10 protein-coding genes are annotated in these 17,287 nt (G+C 41.2%); 2 read left to right on the forward strand and 8 right to left on the reverse strand.

The window, feature by feature from the left end; all coding sequences use genetic code 11:
• Positions 1–13: 13 nt before the first annotated feature.
• From HWQ39_RS30795 to HWQ39_RS30820, 6 genes are all read right to left on the reverse strand, one after another.
• Entirely contained in the window at positions 14–3,322 is a 3,309-nt protein-coding gene (locus HWQ39_RS30795; protein WP_292853743.1) for a GAF domain-containing protein, read from the reverse strand.
• Between the two features lie 115 nt (positions 3,323–3,437).
• Positions 3,438–3,911, reverse strand: a complete 474-nt coding sequence (locus HWQ39_RS30800) for a chemotaxis protein CheW (RefSeq protein WP_292853744.1) — start codon at positions 3,909–3,911, stop codon at positions 3,438–3,440.
• 124 nt (positions 3,912–4,035) lie between these two features.
• Complete coding sequence (locus HWQ39_RS30805) at positions 4,036–4,398, reverse strand: response regulator (RefSeq protein ID WP_292853745.1); 363 nt, start codon at positions 4,396–4,398, stop codon at positions 4,036–4,038.
• 491 nt (positions 4,399–4,889) lie between these two features.
• The gene (locus HWQ39_RS30810; RefSeq protein ID WP_292853746.1) at positions 4,890–6,092 is read right to left on the reverse strand and encodes a response regulator; all 1,203 of its coding nucleotides are present in this window, start codon (positions 6,090–6,092) and stop codon (positions 4,890–4,892) included.
• Positions 6,093–6,787: 695 nt separating this feature from the next.
• Entirely contained in the window at positions 6,788–7,717 is a 930-nt protein-coding gene (gene murQ / locus HWQ39_RS30815) for an N-acetylmuramic acid 6-phosphate etherase (protein WP_292853763.1), read from the reverse strand.
• A gap of 84 nt (positions 7,718–7,801) precedes the next feature.
• The gene (locus HWQ39_RS30820; RefSeq protein ID WP_292853747.1) at positions 7,802–8,230 is read right to left on the reverse strand and encodes a DUF3110 domain-containing protein; all 429 of its coding nucleotides are present in this window, start codon (positions 8,228–8,230) and stop codon (positions 7,802–7,804) included.
• A gap of 270 nt (positions 8,231–8,500) precedes the next feature.
• On the opposite strand from HWQ39_RS30820, the gene HWQ39_RS30825 reads away from it, so the two are divergent.
• Positions 8,501–14,449, forward strand: coding sequence for a translocation/assembly module TamB (locus HWQ39_RS30825; RefSeq protein ID WP_292853748.1), 5,949 nt, complete (start codon positions 8,501–8,503; stop codon positions 14,447–14,449).
• A 24-nt stretch (positions 14,450–14,473) separates the two neighbouring features.
• Here the strand turns inward: HWQ39_RS30825 and HWQ39_RS30830 are convergent, their stop codons facing one another.
• Positions 14,474–15,403: a carbohydrate ABC transporter permease gene (locus tag HWQ39_RS30830; RefSeq protein WP_292853749.1), complete on the reverse strand. Its 930-nt coding sequence runs from the start codon at positions 15,401–15,403 to the stop codon at positions 14,474–14,476.
• 154 nt (positions 15,404–15,557) lie between these two features.
• On the opposite strand from HWQ39_RS30830, the gene HWQ39_RS30835 reads away from it, so the two are divergent.
• Positions 15,558–16,220 carry a GIY-YIG nuclease family protein gene (locus HWQ39_RS30835; protein WP_292853750.1) on the forward strand — a complete coding sequence of 221 codons (663 nt, stop codon included), beginning with the start codon at positions 15,558–15,560 and terminating at the stop codon, positions 16,218–16,220.
• A 105-nt stretch (positions 16,221–16,325) separates the two neighbouring features.
• Here HWQ39_RS30835 and HWQ39_RS30840 read toward each other — a convergent pair whose 3' ends face one another.
• Positions 16,326–17,102: an ABC transporter ATP-binding protein gene (locus HWQ39_RS30840; protein WP_292853751.1), complete on the reverse strand. Its 777-nt coding sequence runs from the start codon at positions 17,100–17,102 to the stop codon at positions 16,326–16,328.
• Between the last annotated feature and the right edge of the window lie 185 nt (positions 17,103–17,287).

Genomic DNA, 17,287 nt, shown 5'->3' on the forward strand with positions numbered 1-17,287 from the left:
TAAAATCTAAAATTCATTTGACTTTAAATTTATCGGCAGTTGTTAATAAGTCTTGCGCCATTCCTGATAAATCTTGGAACACACTAGCAATTTCTTGAGATTCAGCAAAAGTTTTATTGGCAATTCCTGCTACATGTTGCATTGATTTAGTTACTGTTACAGATTGCGCCATTTGTTTTTGAGTCGCTGCGGTAATTCGCTCGATTAGCTGACTAATTTCGGCAGTTGCAGAAACGATCGCATTTAAGTTTTGGCGAGTGTCACTGACAAGATTTGTACCTTCCACTACCTGCTGAATACCAGTTTCCATTGCTACTGCAACTTCCCCGGTTTCTGCTTGAATCTCTTGGACCAATTTTTCAATTTCGATGGTTGCTGCTGCTGACTGACGAGATAAAGAACGGACTTCATCAGCTACAACTGCAAAGCCTTTGCCATATTCACCGGCACGAGTCGCTTCAATGGCTGCATTCAGAGCTAGTACGTTTGTCTGTGTAGCAAAATTACCAATCAAATTCACTACTTTGGAGATTTTTTGCGAAGATTCACTGAGGCGTTTAATCTTTTTGCTGGTTTGAGCAACCGTTTCGCGAATTCCTTGGATGGCTTTTACAGTTAAGTTCATGGCAGTATCGCCAGACTCGACAGTTCGATTGGCTTGTTGCACTGCTAATTGCACTAACTCTGCATTGGCCACTACGGCTTGAGTAGAGTCTGCCATCTGTTGAATGTCACCTAAAGCTGCGGTAATTTCCTCAGATTGTTGTTGCGCCAGATTGGTCAATCCTGCTAGTGAAGCCTCGCTATTGCTAGAAGTTTGGGCAACTTGTTGAGCAGCTCCCTGTACCTGAATAACGATTTGCCGCAGCGCTTGCAGGGTATTATTGTAAGCATCGGCGATCGTGCCTAGCTCATCTTCTGTAATCGGTGCGCGTACTGTTAAATCGCCGTTGAGAGCAGGTCTAAGGGCTTTTAAGAGTTGAATAGATCGTTGTTGTAGTAACTCCTTAGCTGCCTTTTCTCTTCCTACTGCTTCTGCTAATTTTGCTGACTGCGCTTGTACTTGTTGTAAATACTCGGTATGTTGTAATGCTAGTCCTAGCTGGCCACCAATCCGTGCTAACAAAGTAACTTCCAATTCTTCCCAATCACGAGTTCCCGAATTTTGATAAGCTGCCAGTAATCCCCACAATTGCTCACCAGCAAATACAGGAACAATTACATAAGCTTTGGCTTCAAATTGCTCTAAAATTTCAATGTGGCAAGGAGAATGACCTACCTGATAGATGTCATCGACAACAAAGTTTTCTCCTTGGGCGTATCGACCTCCCTGAGTTTCTTGTAAGTGGCTATCTTCCCAGACGGTTTTGATATCGGGCCCTACCAGTTTTACCCAAAGATGACCTGCTGACTCTGCGATAAATTCACCACTCCAGTTAGGATTGAAGCGATACACGCCAACTCGATCGCATCTTAGTAATTGTCTGAGTTCTTGAGTGGTTGTTTTGAAGATTTCTTCGACATCCAAAGATTGCCGAATGCGGTTACTGATCTTGGTGAGAGCTTTCTCTTGTTCCGCTATCTGAGCTAGTTTCTCAGATTTCACCCGCACCAATTCCAAATAATCTATCTGTGATTTAGCGAGGCTAAATTGTAAACTAGTCTGAACCAAAAAGTTCACTTCCCAGCTTTGCCATTCACGGGTGCTGGAATTTTGATAAGCTGCCAGCAAGCCCCACAATTTATCCCCGAAGAATATCGGAACAATGATGTAAGCTTTGGCTTCAAACTGCTCTAAAATCTCAATATGGCAAGGAGCTAGCCCTACTTCATAAATGTCATTAACGATAAGGTTTTCACCTCTGACATACCTACCTCCCTTAGTTTCTTGTAAGTAGGTATCGTCCAAAACGGTTTTAATATCAGGGCCTACCAGTTTTGTCCAACCAGTACCCACAGACTCAGCCACAAATTCGCCACCCCAGCCAGGGTTAAAACGATAGACAGCGATGCGATCGCATTGTAGTGATTGACGCACTTCTTGAGTGGTTGTTTTGAAGACGCTTTCTACATCTGAAGATTGTCGGATGCGGTTGACTATCTTAGTGAAAACTTTCTCTTGTTCAACTATTTGAGCTAGTTGGTCAGATTTTGTTTGCACTTGTTCCAGATATTCTCCTTGTGAGATAGCCACGCCAAATTGCAACCCAATTTGAGTTACAAAGCTTTCTTCCCAAGGTTGCCAATCACGAGGCCCAGAATTTTGATAAGCTGCCAGTAAACCCCATAATTTTTCTCCAGCAAATATCGGTGCAATGATATAAGCCTTCATTTCATACTGCTCTAAAATGTCAATGTGACATTGAGCATGGCCCGTTTGATAAATGTCATTAACTACAAAGCTTTCACCATTGGCATAACGTCCTCCTTGAGTCTCTTGTAAGTGAGTATCTTCCCAGACCATGTAAAAATCAGGGCCTACCATTTTTACCCAGCCATTACCCACTGATTCAGAGACAAACTCACCACTCCAGTCAGGTTTGAAGCGATAGACACCGACGCGATCGCATTTTAGTAATTGACGTACTTCTTGAGTGGTTGTTTGAAAAAGCTTATCGACATTTGATGCCCGCAGAATTTTGTCGACGACTTTAGATACTGATTTTTTTGCTAGTATCCGCTGCTGCTGTTCTTTTTGGAATTCAAAGCTCTGTAATTTGTAAGTCAATTCTGTTGTAATTTGAGATAGTAGACTAATTTCTACTTCTTGCCACTGTCGTGTTGAGTAGCAATTATTTACTGCTAGTAAACCCCACACTTTACCTTCTACTACAATCGGTAAACTCAAACTCGCTTTAATTTGAAATTTTTCTAGAAGTTGCTTTTGATAAGGGGTAAGTTGAATCTGATTGATATCATCAATAACTACAGGTTCTATATAGTCTTGGTTAGTGTATAATCCGAAAATAATTCCGGGAATATTTTCGCCTAAAGTTGGTGTCCAACCTAGTGTTCTGGATTCTGCTAAAACATTACCTGATTCCCTGGAAGTAAACTGATAAATTAAGGCGCGATCGCAGCCAATCTTTTCTCTAAGTTGCGCTACAGTTATTTTGAGTAGTGCATCAAAATCTGGTGCTTGGCGCATGTGAGTTGCAATGTCTTGTAACTGTCGCCGCCAAGCTTTAAATTCCTGAGCGATCGCATTTAATAAAGATATTTCATTAGTAGCAATATTCGCTACATTGGCATTACCATTCTGATTTTCTAATTCAGAGATTAGAGGCTCATTGTCATGGCTGTTGTTATACAAAAATGTCATTTGATTAACCTCAAAAAATGATGGATAATAATTTGATATGTGGCAGGTAAGAATACTATGATATTTGCTTATTAATGATTAGATGTTTTTAAGATATCTAATCATTACTAAATACTCAATTATGAATCCTCCATATTGGAGCTTGGATAATAGTTGTGGCATCCAAATTAAAAATCATATTCTCTGAATTATTAATAAAATATCCCTGTAAAAAAGGTGATATTTTAGGATAAAATAATTCCGCCGTTGGCGGCTTCATTTCCTTAGTATCCAACCATTCAATATCTATAAGTTGTCGTACCAATAATCCCAAGTACTTACCCTTATTTTGCAGAACAATCGCCATCATTTTTGAGAGTAAGTTTGTCCCTTGGGAAATTGAAGGATAACCTAACATTGCCTCTAAATCAACCAACCAAAGCATCTCACCACGCCAGTTATAAATACCCAAGACGCTACTTGGCATCTGAGGAACGCCACATATTTCTGGTAATGATACTTGCAAAACTTCTGTAATGTGTTGTAACGAAATTACGGCTGTATCACTTACTCCCAAATTAAAACTTAAAAATTTTTCCTGGGTTTCCAAAGCTATTGATCCTTTGTCCTTGATTATTTATCTTGCGCCACTATTTGCAGTTATTGTTTGTTCTTACAGAGGTTCTATTTAATAAACAGTGACTTCTAGTATTTGTTGATTTATGAAATTTGTACTAATTAAGTAATCGTTTTAAAACTACCGCTAGTTCTTCTCGATCAATTGGTTTTGATAGATAACCATCAGCGCCTAACATATTACCCCAAATTTTATCTACATCACTATTTTTTGTAGAGCAAAAAACCACAGGTATGTTGCTAGTGTTAGGATTAGTTTTCAGTTCTCGGCAAATTTCAAAGCCACTTTTACCTGGTAAAATTACATCGAGAAATATTAGGTCTGGCTTGTTTTGATCTATTTTATCTTGAGCCTCTTCACTGCTGGTGGCGCTAATCACAGAATAACCTGCCTGTTGTAAGTAGCGGCTGATTATTTCCATATCTGTTAAGCCATCTTCAACAACTAAAACAGTATTCATGGCAATTACTCGTTAACTTTTTCTCAAAATTTAAACAAAATATATAGATCCTAAATGATTACTCAAAAAAGACATGGAAGGGACTAGAGACTAGCCCTAACCCCTTTCTGCCCTAACCAATATTTCACAAATCAAATAGGACTGCTATAAATACAAATTTTTGTATTTGTCTAATTTTGATTCAATCTTTATATATCAACATCAGAAAAAGTACGTAATCAATATAACTTAATATATATTTAAATGTAAGATAGTTTTATCACCGAATTTTTGATTGCAGACTAAAAATTTCAAAATATCTGAAAGTAAGCGAATTTAAACGTAAGAATAAATCTTTAAATCCAAAATTAATTGACATAGCCAATGACTTGATTGCTTGAGTAAATCTAAAATTAAAAATAGTTTTACCTCAATAATTTAATTTTTACTGAGGTGGAAAAGTCTATAAGTTTTGAGGAAGAATGCAGAATCAAAAATCGTCTCTATTCTCCCTAATTACAAACCTCTAAACTAGTAGATATACTTTTGTCAGTGGATACACTTGATGTAGGCAAATACTTGCGGACAATACTCATTACCTTATCAGACATTACAGGTTTAGTAAGAAAATCTGTAGAGCCAACTACTTTAGCACGAACTCTATCTAACAGACCATCACTGCCTGTTAATATAATTATTGGCGTGTTGGAAAAGGTAGATATTCGTCGTAACTGAGTACAAATTTCGTAACCACTGGCAACTGGCATAATCAAATCCAAGAAAATCAGGTCTGGTTTATCCTGAATGAGAGTTGGTAAAGCTTGTACAGCATCTTGAATTTTGACAAACCTCAAGCCATTGGAAGTTATAATATCCTCTAGCATTTTACATACTTGAGGGCTATCATCGACGCAAGCCACTAATGGAGCAATTCGCTTCTTTGCTTGTGTGCTAGTAGAGTTCTTGTTGGCTTCAGTAACTCCTAAAGGCAAGTCAGGTACTTGTACCAATTCAATAATTCCTTTAAGGATATAAGGAAGCAACGAACGAGTGAGTGGCAGTACACTCTGCTTCATTTTCATGGCTAAATCTCGCAGAGTCAATTTGCCATTGATTAAATTCACAAAGTTTTTGTAGACAAATGGACTAACCATCTGCTCAAGTTGTTCTGGTCGCCGGAGAACTGGTGCTAAGTCAGGAGAAAAATTTGCTAAACCAGCTTCTGACCAAATTTTCCACGAGTCCTGCATGTGCTTTACAGACATTTCTGCACTCGTGAAGCTCATTGGGGTTTCTAAGATAACTTCTTGGCTGCGATTGCAACTAATAGAAGCAAAGTTTCCTTGTAAAGCTAGGTCAAATAATAGTTCTGCTATGGTATTTTCTGCAATAGATTGAATCTGTTCCCTCTGGATTTTCTGTTTTTTATAAAAGATTTCTATCAATTTATAGTCCCAGTAATCAATTGATAAGTCTTGCACACGTAACTGCAACTTATCAACATCAATTTGGGGACAATTTTGAGCTATATGTCTACGCCAACGTCGGAAGGGATGAGTTCCCCCTGTCGCCCAAACTATGCGTCCCAACCGATAGTAAAAAGTCCATTGACTGCCCTTTGAACTCTTAATATTTAATTTGCCATTGTATTGCAACTGAGTACAAGCTTTAAATTCATTTACTAGATTATTTGAAATAAGTTCCTGATGGGGCATAGTTTGTTCCTTTTTTTTAATCTAGCCATTAAAACCGACACTAGTATAGAAAGGCATAAATCTAGCTAGCATCTCAATTAACCTAATAAATTACTCAAGTTCTTTGTTAAAGCCAGGCAATACTTCCGCCACAGTAGTGTTCAGTAAATATGTGAATAAGTACAAATGCATTTGGTACATAACAGTCTAAATCAAGATTATTAAAAGCAAGGTAGATAGGAAGATAGTAAAACTGTTCCTATTAAATAATTTATTTAGCATCGAGTTTTTATTAGCAGACTTTATTTTTCTGCTAATTCTGCTAATATTTATGACTAAAGTAGGTTGCCATCGTCCACATCATGAAGTATTGTTATATCATTTTAATAATTTTCATACAAAATCATATCCGTATAAGTTCTGAATTTTGTTTAAAAAGTATTAGCAGTCTCTAGAGAGTTGTGCTTTAGTTATTGAAATTAGCAATACATGTTAAAAATATTTATTTAAGTTTGCAATTATTAATACATTTAGTTGATGTCAGCTTTTTTAAGAAATATTTTTTTGAAAAAGGCTTACTAATAAGACAAGTAGCAGCCAGATTATAGAGTAGACATCTCCAGAAATATGCTTTATCCACAAAACTTATAGAGACGTAGCACTGCTATGCCTCTACATTCTTTTTCACTCAATATCTAGTATTTATTTAGGAAAATTTATTCAATTTGGTTGTGGTTTTGATAGCTCACAACAGCTGCTCTGAGATTACTTTGGTGTTCTGAAAGCAGCCGATCGCCTTCATCTTTTTCCAAACCAGTCCAGTGCATCAATAGCGCCAGCTTAACCCATTTACCACTGCGTTCTAGTAAAAAACCAGCAGCTTCCCGACTTAAACCTGTGAGGTCTTGCAAAATTCGCAAAGCGCGATCGCGTAACTTTTGATTTGTTACCGCCACATCCACCATCCGATTGCCATAAACTTTGCCTAGCTTGACCATCACACCACTAGAAAGGATATTTAAAGCTAATTTAGTGGCTGTACCAGCTTTCAGGCGAGTTGAACCGGCGATGATTTCTGGCCCTGTCAATAGACGAATATCGATATCGGCATCAAAGCTAACTTGTTCAGCGGGAACACAGGCGATAAAAATAGTTGTGGCTCCTCGCTGACGAGCAGCATGAAGCGCACCGTGGACATAAGGCGTTGTTCCACCAGCAGTAATGCCAACTACGACATCTAGCTGGGTAACATGTCGTCCAGCGATCGCACTTTCACCACCTTCGATGCTGTCTTCTAAATCTTCAGAACTGCGTACCAGTGCGCCAGCGCCACCAGCAATAATCCCCTGTACCAACTCTGGGGGTGTACAAAAAGTAGGTGGACACTCAGCAGCATCTAATACCCCTAACCGGCCACTTGTCCCTGCACCGATATAGAATAGGCGTCCACCGTGGCGCAAACGCTCTGCGGTACGCTCAATTGCCTCTGCCAACTGAACTTTCGCGGCTGCAACGGCTGCGACGGCTTTTTGGTCTTCGTTATTAAACAACTCCACCAATTCCAGAGAACTGAGCTGGTCTAAGTTCAGACTGTTAGAATTTACCAGCTCGGTTAAAAGATGTCCGCGTTCCTGCAAGTTTGTCATTTGTCTTTTGCCATTTGTCATTTGTCCTTTGTCATTAGTCATTTGTCATTTGTTAGTTACCAATGACCAATGACCAATGACCATTTACAACAATCCTTCCAATTTGCGACGAATCTTCTCTAATTCAGAATCAGACAATTCTGGTTCTTCTAGTGGCTGTTGATTGAGCAAGAAGGTGTCTTCAACAGTATCCTCCTTCTTGGCATCTGCTTGCCAGTCAGTTTCTTCTACATTCAGTTCTGGGGGAGTGACAACTAAATTGCTGTTTTCTGGGATAATTTCCCATTCATATCCAGCACTTTCGCAAAATTCCTTGATTTCCTCAGCATCGATCGGTTCTGGTGTTGGTGCGGGGAAATCTTGAGCTTCTAACATCAGGGCAAAGCGCGTCGCATCGTCTTCTGACTCGAACATCAGAATTTTATTGCGATCGCCCTCCCGAATCGTGTGAATCCCCTCATTTTCCGTTCGAGCATTAAAAATTAATACAAAGACACGCATTGGTGTAATCATCTGTCCTTTTTAAGGTTTATTCATATTAAAGTTCGAGATTGTGCCTTAAGGGAAGTCACAGGAACAATTTTCACTCTATTCAGATTTTCCTGAAAACGCCAATATTATTAAGCATAAGTATTAGATCGAGATTAGATCGAGCAAATACCGTAACTTAACCAATGAGTCCTGGGTTTAGTTGGCGTATCCTGGAAATGGCATACTGAATCAATGTGCCAGTTAATGCTTGTGTGTGCCAGCGACATCCGGCAATTAATACAGTGAAAGCAAATGATTAAATCTTCCAATCAAGATCATCACTCCCCTTACCCTAACCGCAAGCGTATGTGGTTGCTGGTGTTGAGTCGGGGTAGCATTGCCTTGGGCGGACTTTTACTGTTAGGAGTTATTGTCGGTATTTGGCGGTTGTGGACTTTTGTCCAAACAGAGTTAACACCTTTGGCACAACAAAGTCTCACTACTACACTCAACCGTCCAATAAACCTGGGAAAAGTCACACAATTTTCTTTGACGGGAGTGCAGTTTGGGGCTTCCGCTATCCCCGCGACAAGTACAGATCCAGACCGGGCCACTGTGGAATCTGTGGAGGTGGGTTTTGATCTGCCACAACTAATCTTTAACCGCCACCTGAAGCTAGATGTCACCTTAGTCAACCCAGATATTTATATTCAACAGGATGACCAAGGGCGCTGGATTTCCACTACTATAGCGTCGTCAGGTGAAGGCGGCCCGATTAAAACCGATTTGGACAACCTGCGGTTTCGCAATGCCAAGCTGGCGTTGATGCCGCAGGAGAGGGCAGAGGAAGCAGGGGGCAGGCGGCAGGGGGCAGGGGGAGCAGGGGTAGGAATATCTTCCACGTCTCCCTTATCCCCCGTAATATTTTCTCAACTCAACGGATCTGCCAAACTCCTAGCAAACAACCAGTTAATCAGGTTTGAAGTTGGGGGTCAAGCAGATAGTGGTGGCAGTATTTCCATTCAGGGAGAGACTCGTTCCAGGGTACTAGCAGGAAACTTCCAGGTGCAAGCACAAGACTTGCTGGCTGCGGATATTACTCGGTTGATTAAGTTACCAGTGAACTTGCAGGCGGGTCGAGCCAATGGCGACTTGCTGGTTCGGTTGACGCCTGGACAGCAAACTTTATTATTTGGCAATGCTGCTGTACAAGGGGTAACACTTCAAATACCCAAAGTCCCGCAATTGTTGAGCAATAGTCAAGGAAACCTGCACTTCCAACGAACGGAGTTGCAGTTAAATAATGTTACTAGCAACTACGGCAAAATTCCCCTAGTAGCTACGGGAATCATCGACACTCAAGCAGGGTTTAAGTTGGCAGCGCGTGTAAATGCGGTGAGTTTGGCGAATGCCCAGGAGACTCTCAAGATAAAACTACCTGTGCCGATCGCTGGACAAGTACAAGCAGACTTACAAATTACCGGATCAACTAAAGAGCCAATTCTCTCTGGCTCAGTTGCCACAATCCAAGCTGCTCGGATTGATAAAGTTGATTTTAATAGTATTAGTAGTAAATTTGAGCTTGTTACTAGTTCCTCTTTAATTACCCTGAAAGATATTCAAGGTAAAGCTAAAGTTGGTGGCGACATTACGGGCGCTGGTACAATTCAACTCGGTAAAAGCCCACGACTGGATTTAAATTTTGCTGCTAAAAATGTTCCAGGGGATGCGATCGCAAAAGTTTATGAAACAACACCCGCTTTTCAAATCGGCAATGTCTCAGCTACAGCTGAACTAACTGGCGCTCCCACCAATGTCCAAACCGTGGTACAGTTCCAAGCTCCCAACGGAACTTACCCCGGAACTGGCGAAGTTGCGATCGCTCCAAATCGCACCATCTCTTTCCGCAATGTGGCTCTAAATGTCAGTGGTGGCACAGTCAGGGGAACTGGTAGTTATGCCAATGAGCATTGGCAAGCTGTGGCGGTTGCCTCTGGGGTGAAATTGGAACCCTTTGTAGACAAAAGTCAACTGCAAAATGTCTCTTTGGCGGCAGCACAGTTTAATGGTCGTCTCCTCCTCTCAGGAAGCACAGCACCCTTTAAAATTGCCACGGTTCGCAGTGATGGGGCAGGAGTTCAAATTGGTGGTGGCACAGTTGCAATTTCTAATATCCAATTGCAAGAGCAAAGCTTTTCTGCTCAACTTGTAGCTAATGATGTGCGGCTGGGACAAATATTGAAACAGTCTCCCCCAGCTTTAAATAATCCTTTGGGTGGAACGTTCCAAATCGCAGGTAACAGAGAGAATTTTAGCCTCAAAACCCTCAATGGCAGTGGTGAAGGTCGCCTTGCTATTGGTGGTGGTACGGTTACAGCTAAAAATATCCAAGTGGCTAATGGTGTTTATCAGGCGCAAGTTCAGGCTAAAAATGTGCCTGTGCGACAGTTGGCAACATTACCAAAGCAGTTCCAAGGTGCGTTAACTGGTCAGTTCAACGTGGCGGGTTCTGTTGATTCTTTTAAACCGCAAACTATTCAAGCTAGTGGTCAGGCGCGGATAAATGTTGGAAGTGGAACGATTACAGCCTCTAATATTCAAGTGGCTAATGGTGTTTATCAAGCGCAAGTTCAGGCTAAGAATGTACCTGTGCAGAAGTTGGCAGCAGTACCAAAGCAATTCCAGGGAGCGTTAACTGGTCAAGTAAACGTGGCAGGTTCTGTTGAATCGTTCCAACCGCAAACTATCCAAGCTATGGGTCAAGCGCGGATAAATGTTGCGGGTGGAATAATTACAGCCTCTAATATACAAGTGGCTAATGGTGTATTCCGGGCGCAAGTTCAAGCAAATAATGTGCCGTTGCAGCAGTTGGCAGCAGTACCACCGCAGTTCCGAGGAGTGTTAACTGGTCAAGCAAATGTGGGGGGTTCTGTTGAATCTTTTCAACCACAAACCATTCAAGCCAGCGGTGAGGGACGGCTGAATGTTGCAGGTGGAACGATCGCAGCCTCTAATATCCAAGTGGCTAATGGTCGCTATCAAGCTGTAATTAATGCTGGTGGTGTGGAATTAAATCGGTTAAATCAGCAATTACGGGGTCAGTTTGGTGGTCAGTTGCAATTAGTTGGCACGCTAGGATCGTCTAAATTAGCTGATGTGCGTGCCGCTGGACAGGTGCAATTATCCCAAGGTATCCCTGGTCTAGAGCAACCCCTGAGTGCTGCGATCGCTTGGAGTGGTGAAAGGCTGACCATTGAGCGAGCAACTGCTCCCGGTTTAAGTGTGACTGGTAACATATTAGCCAATGCCAAAAAGGTAGGCATACCGGAAATTACTGCCCTAAATCTCAACGTCCAGGCACAGAATTACAACTTAAAACAGTTACCAATTAATTTTCCTAATCAGGTTGCTGTGGCGGGGAGAGTAGATTTTAATGGTCAAATCACTGGTAAGCTGCCCTTACCAAATGTGGTAGGACAAATCAACTTACGAGACTTGGTTGTTCAAAATATTGCCTTTGAGCCGTTGTTAACTGGAAACATCGATTCCGCACAGGGACGCGGTTTAAATTTGAACTTAGTAGGTAATAGTGATCGCCTATCCTTCAATTTAGATGCCAATAATCGCCCGAAATCTTTCTTAGTCAAATGGCAGCAAGCATCAGCCACAGGTAATATTCAAGGGAATGATTGGGCACTAAAAGTTGCAAATTTCCCCTTACAAATATTGAATTTGACTCCGCCAGCAATTACTCGATTGGGTGCTGGTAAGATCGCTGGTTTGTTGACTGGGGATTTGCTATTTAATCAGCAGACATTGGCAACAACGGGGAATTTAGCGATCGCTAATCCGCAAATTGGCCGAGTTAAAGGCGATCGAATAGCTGCTCAATTCCGCTACAGTAACGGTAAAGCCACACTCGCAAGTAGCGAATTTGTCAAAGGCAGCAGTCGCTACGCCCTTGTCGGCACTTTCGATCAAACTCCGAAAGGGCCTCAACTACAAGGTAAACTGAACGTCAAGCAGGGTGAGATCCAAGATGTTGTAGCTGTAGCAAAAGTATTTGATTTACAAAATTTGCCAGGTGGTTCCGCAGAAATCTACGGCACAGCAGCGGATCTAATCACCACCCCCCAAGGAGCGCCAAATCAACCCTTATTAACCCAAATCCAACGGTTTTCTGAAATTGAAACTTTGGTAGCAGAAAAGGAACAACAACGACTTGATTCCACTCCCATACCGGATTTAGCAGACTTAAAGGGGACTTTCAATGGAGAAGTGGCTGTAAATACAGCTACAACTAATGGATTATCAGTGGAATTTAATTTGAATGGAGAAAACTTTGCTTGGGGTAAAAAGGAAGAACGAAATCGTTTTTATACTGCCGACAAAGTGATTGCTGAAGGCAACTTTGAAAATGGTGTATTGAGTTTGCGACCATTACGCCTCGAATCTCAAAACAGGTTAGTTGCCTTCACGGGTAACGTTGGCGGTGATGAACAATCTGGTCAGCTGCGGGTGAATAATTTTCCGGTACAAGTACTGAATAATTTTGTCAAACTGCCAGTTGGAATCACAGGTAATCTTAACGCTACAGCAGCTTTAGCAGGCAGCATTGCCAATCCCCAAGCTAGAGGGGAATTGCAAATCACAGAAGGAATACTAAATCAAAGCAAAATAGAGTCAGCAACAGCAAGTTTCAGTTATGCCAACGGGCGCTTAAACTTTGGTAGTACTGTAGCAGTTGCCGGGCCAAAACCTGTTGATATTACTGGCAGCATACCTTATAAATTGCCTTTTGCTTCTGTGGCACCAGACAGCGAACAAATCAGTTTGGATATGAAGTTAGAAAACGAGGGATTGGCATTGTTAAACGCATTGACTAATCAAGTGGTATTTGAAAAAGGTGAAGGAGAAGTAGACCTCAAGGTGCGGGGAACATTGCAAAAACCCCAAGTAGATGGAATTGCTACTGTCAATAATGCTACTTTTTCAGCCCAGGCTTTGCCAGGTAAGCTGAGACGTGTCACAGGTAGAGTGCTGTTTAATTTTGACAGCATCTTAGTAGAAAATCTTCAAGGTAGATTTAGCCGTGGAAAGGTAGAAGCTGCTGGAGAAATTCCCATCTTCAATAATGAGAACGTGACTATCAACAATCCCCTGACTGTTAACCTCGATCAGCTAGCGTTGAATCTCAAAGGACTTTACCAGGGAGGCGCTAGCGGCAATTTGCAGATTACTGGTTCTGCCCTTAACCCCATGATTGGAGGTAAAGTAAATTTATTTGATGGTCAGGTATTGCTGGCAGAATCTACCGGCACGGCTTCATCTGCAAATGGTAGTATTGGCGTATCACCAACAAAAGCCAATAAGCAGAGTAAACCTGAAATTGGGAATGGTACAGAAAATAAATCGGCGGCAGCCTTGCCGTTAGGTATCGCCAGATTTAAGAATCTAGATTTGGAACTAGGTAAAAATGTCCAAATTACCCGTGCCCCTATTCTCAGCTTCCGCGCCACTGGTAATCTCATAGTTAACGGCTCAATCAATCAACCAATACCCGATGGCACTATCCAGTTAGAAAAAGGTGGAGTCAATTTATTTACTACCCAATTTAACCTTGCTCGTGGCTATAAACACACCGCAACTTTTAGTCCTTCTCAACCCCGCGATCCCAACTTAGATATTCGGCTATTTGCCAAAGTACTGGACGTAACTCAAAGTAATGACTTCGGCCGAGTAAATGCCACAGGTTTATCAGCGTTAGAGAGTGTTCGAGTCGAAGCCACTATCAACGGTTTAGCGAGCAAACTGAATGAAAATTTAGAACTAACAAGTAGTCCGTCACGTAGTCAAACCGAAATTGTCGCTCTTTTAGGAGGCGGATTTGTAGACACCCAAGGACGTGCAGACAGTACTTTGGGTCTGATTAACATCGCAGGTTCGGCTGTATTCAACAATTTTCAGTCAGCTTTTAACCAGATTGGAAGTACCTTTGGCTTAAGTGAATTGCGGATATTTCCTACCGTTATTTCTGAGAATCCCGAAGCAGGAAGAAGCAATTCAACTTTGGAATTAGCAGCTGAGGCTGGGGTTGATATTTCTTCTAAGATATCTGTTTCCAGCATCAAAATTTTGACCACAAATGACCCATTCCAGTGGGGTGTTAATTACCGGATAAATGACCAATTTCGTGTTCGTGCTTCCACTAACTTAACCGATGATAGTCGTGCAGTTGTCGAATATCAGAACCGATTTTAAATCCCCGTCTCAAATAAGTCAATATCAGATTGTGATATTATCATCCCCTTGCTGATTAATAACTAATCGCAAAATCGATAACCCCAAAATGATCAAAAATAGTACTAACCCAATCGTGCAAGCATAGCTAATTTCTAGGTTGTTAAAGGCTTGCTCATATAGATAATAAACAATAGTTTTCGAGCTATTGAGTGGCCCTCCTTGAGTCATAATGTAGACTTCTTCAAACACTTTGGTCGCAGAAATAGCCGAAATCACCGCCACTAGTGCTAAATACGGCTTCATCAAAGGTATGGTAATATCCCAATGTTTGCTGATACCATCAGAACCATCGATGGCTGCGGCTTCGTACACATCCGCAGGAATTGATTGCAACCCTGCTAAATAAATCACCATGTAGTAGCCTAATCCCTTCCACACCGTGACAGCCATCACGCTGGCAAGAGAAATTGGTACGATGCCAAAAACTTTTGCTGGGCTTGTTAGCCAAGGAATACCTTCTAGAAAAATACCTAAAGCTTTAAATAACTGATTAAGTAATCCGTTTTCTGCATACAGCCATTTCCAAGCTATTCCCGCAACCACCATTGAAATTACCACTGGAGTATAGTATGCTGCTCTAAACCAATTCATTCCCCGCAATTTCTGATTTACCAAAATTGCTAGCACTAAGGGAGCAATTACTAAAATTGGTACTACACCCACAAGATATGAAAAAGTGTTTTCCAAAGTTTTCCAAAAAACTGCATCCTTCCAAAGCTTGAGGAAGTTGGCGAAACCTATCCATTTTGGCGGCTGGGCAATATCTTCATAGCTGGTAAAACTGAGGTAAAACGCTTGCAATGCAGGCCAAAAGACAGTTAACCCTAAAATAATCAAGGCGGGTAGTAAAAATAAATAAGGCGTTAGACGCTGTTTGATGAACATCCAATTCTTAGGTGTCAATTGATTCATCGGAAGTTTAATAGTTATTTTTTGCTTTTTCAGAACAAGAATTTGGAGATGTGAGTAGATTTAAGCTTCAATATTTTAAGGACATATATTTGCTTGCGTAGCGCTTCGCGCTTGCCGTAGGCATTGCTAATTAATAATTCAGAGATAAACTGCGATGGAAACTCAGCACAATCCACCAATTGAACATCAAAATGTCCCCATAAACCACCGTGGACTACATGAATTTTTGTACAGTTCTGAAGACGAACATGCTGCCGTTGAGGTGAGTATAACTCCTGAACTGGCAAACAATGGTACTGAAATCATTGACCTTGAAGCTTGGAGTGCAGTTACTCAGAACGCAAAAATTGCTGGTGTTTACGCAGTATTGGACGCAAAACGCCGCAGCCAGTACATTGGCTATTCTCGAAATGTGTTGCTTTCCCTAAACAGTCATCTTCGCCAAAATGGTAAGCAAAAGTGTGCTTTTGTGCGTGTGCAATCATTCAAATTCCCCAAGCGCCAAGAAATGGAAGATTTGCGAGATACCTGGATAGCACAACTCGAAAGTACACCACCTGGTAATGCTTCCGAAAGTGGAATGTGGGCTAGTACAGTAGGCGAAGCTACTAAGGCCGTAATGTCGGAGGCTGAACGTCAAGCCTACGAGGATAAAAAGCTAAAACTACGGAAAGCAATGGCTGATACAACTCTTTCTAAAGAGCTAGAAACAACAGATGCAAGTCAAGCCGAACGTCAGCGTCAACTTGAAGGTGCGGTGAAGAACGATGACTGGAGTGTAATTATCGATGCACAAACACAGCAAACCAAGTCTTAGGATGAGCGTTCAGTTTTGTTGTTATTTGCCAACTTGAATATCCCATCTCTTTACAGGACAGGGTATCCAAGGCTTTTTTACGATCAAAACTTTAGGACTAGAATCTTAAACAGCAGAAATAGCACAAACTTGTAATCCAACGGGTGTGTGAATAATCACTGATTCTACGCCGAACACTTGTGCGATCGCATTTGGTGTCAGAACTTCTTCAGGTTTACCAACTTCCCAAATATGACCCTGTTTTAATAATGCAATGCGGGAACTATACCGAGCTGCTAAATTCAATTCGTGTAAAACTGTGACAATAGTTAATTGCTGCTGTTGATTCAGTTCTTTGAGCAGTTCCAATAGTTGCAATTGATAGTTGATATCTAAAAAAGTTGTCGGTTCATCTAATAATAAAACTTTGGGTTCTTGCGCCAGTGCTAGAGCTAAAAAAGCCCGTTGTCTTTCACCACCTGAGAGTTGTTCGACTAAGCGATCGCTTAATTTTTCTAATTGCGTCTTTTTAATTGCAGCTTCAACTTTTACCCAATCTTGGGCATTTAATTCCCATTGCCACCAAGATTGATGGGGTGTGCGTCCTAAACTTACTAATTGTCGCACTGTTAAGCCAACGGGAACTGTTTGTTGTTGCGGTAATAATGCTAGCTTCTGTGCAACTAAATTTGGAGGTTGAGAGTGAATTGCTTTACCATCCAGTAGCACTGTTCCATGTTGTGGTAAGAGAATACGGATCAGTAATTTGAGTAAAGTAGATTTACCTGAGCCATTAGCACCAACTAAACTTAACCATTCTCCTGTTTGCAGAGTGAGGTTAATGTCTTTGACAATTGGCACTAAGGCATAACCGCCTGTAATGTTTTGCAGTTCAAGTGGCATTTCAAAAAATAAAAAATTAAAGGTGTAGTAAACAACAATTTTTAAAAAGGCGTTTTGACGCAGAACAAGTTAATGAACTTTAAGTAAACACTAATTAAACTAAAAGCCTCTCTAATAAAATTAGAGAGGCTTTTAGTTTGTAAGAATAAACCTGGCATCGAGCTATTTTTGCGTAGGGCTACCCC

Origin of the sequence: Nostoc sp. NMS8, assembly GCF_017115045.1 — a bacterium.
GTDB lineage: Bacteria > Cyanobacteriota > Cyanobacteriia > Cyanobacteriales > Nostocaceae > Nostoc.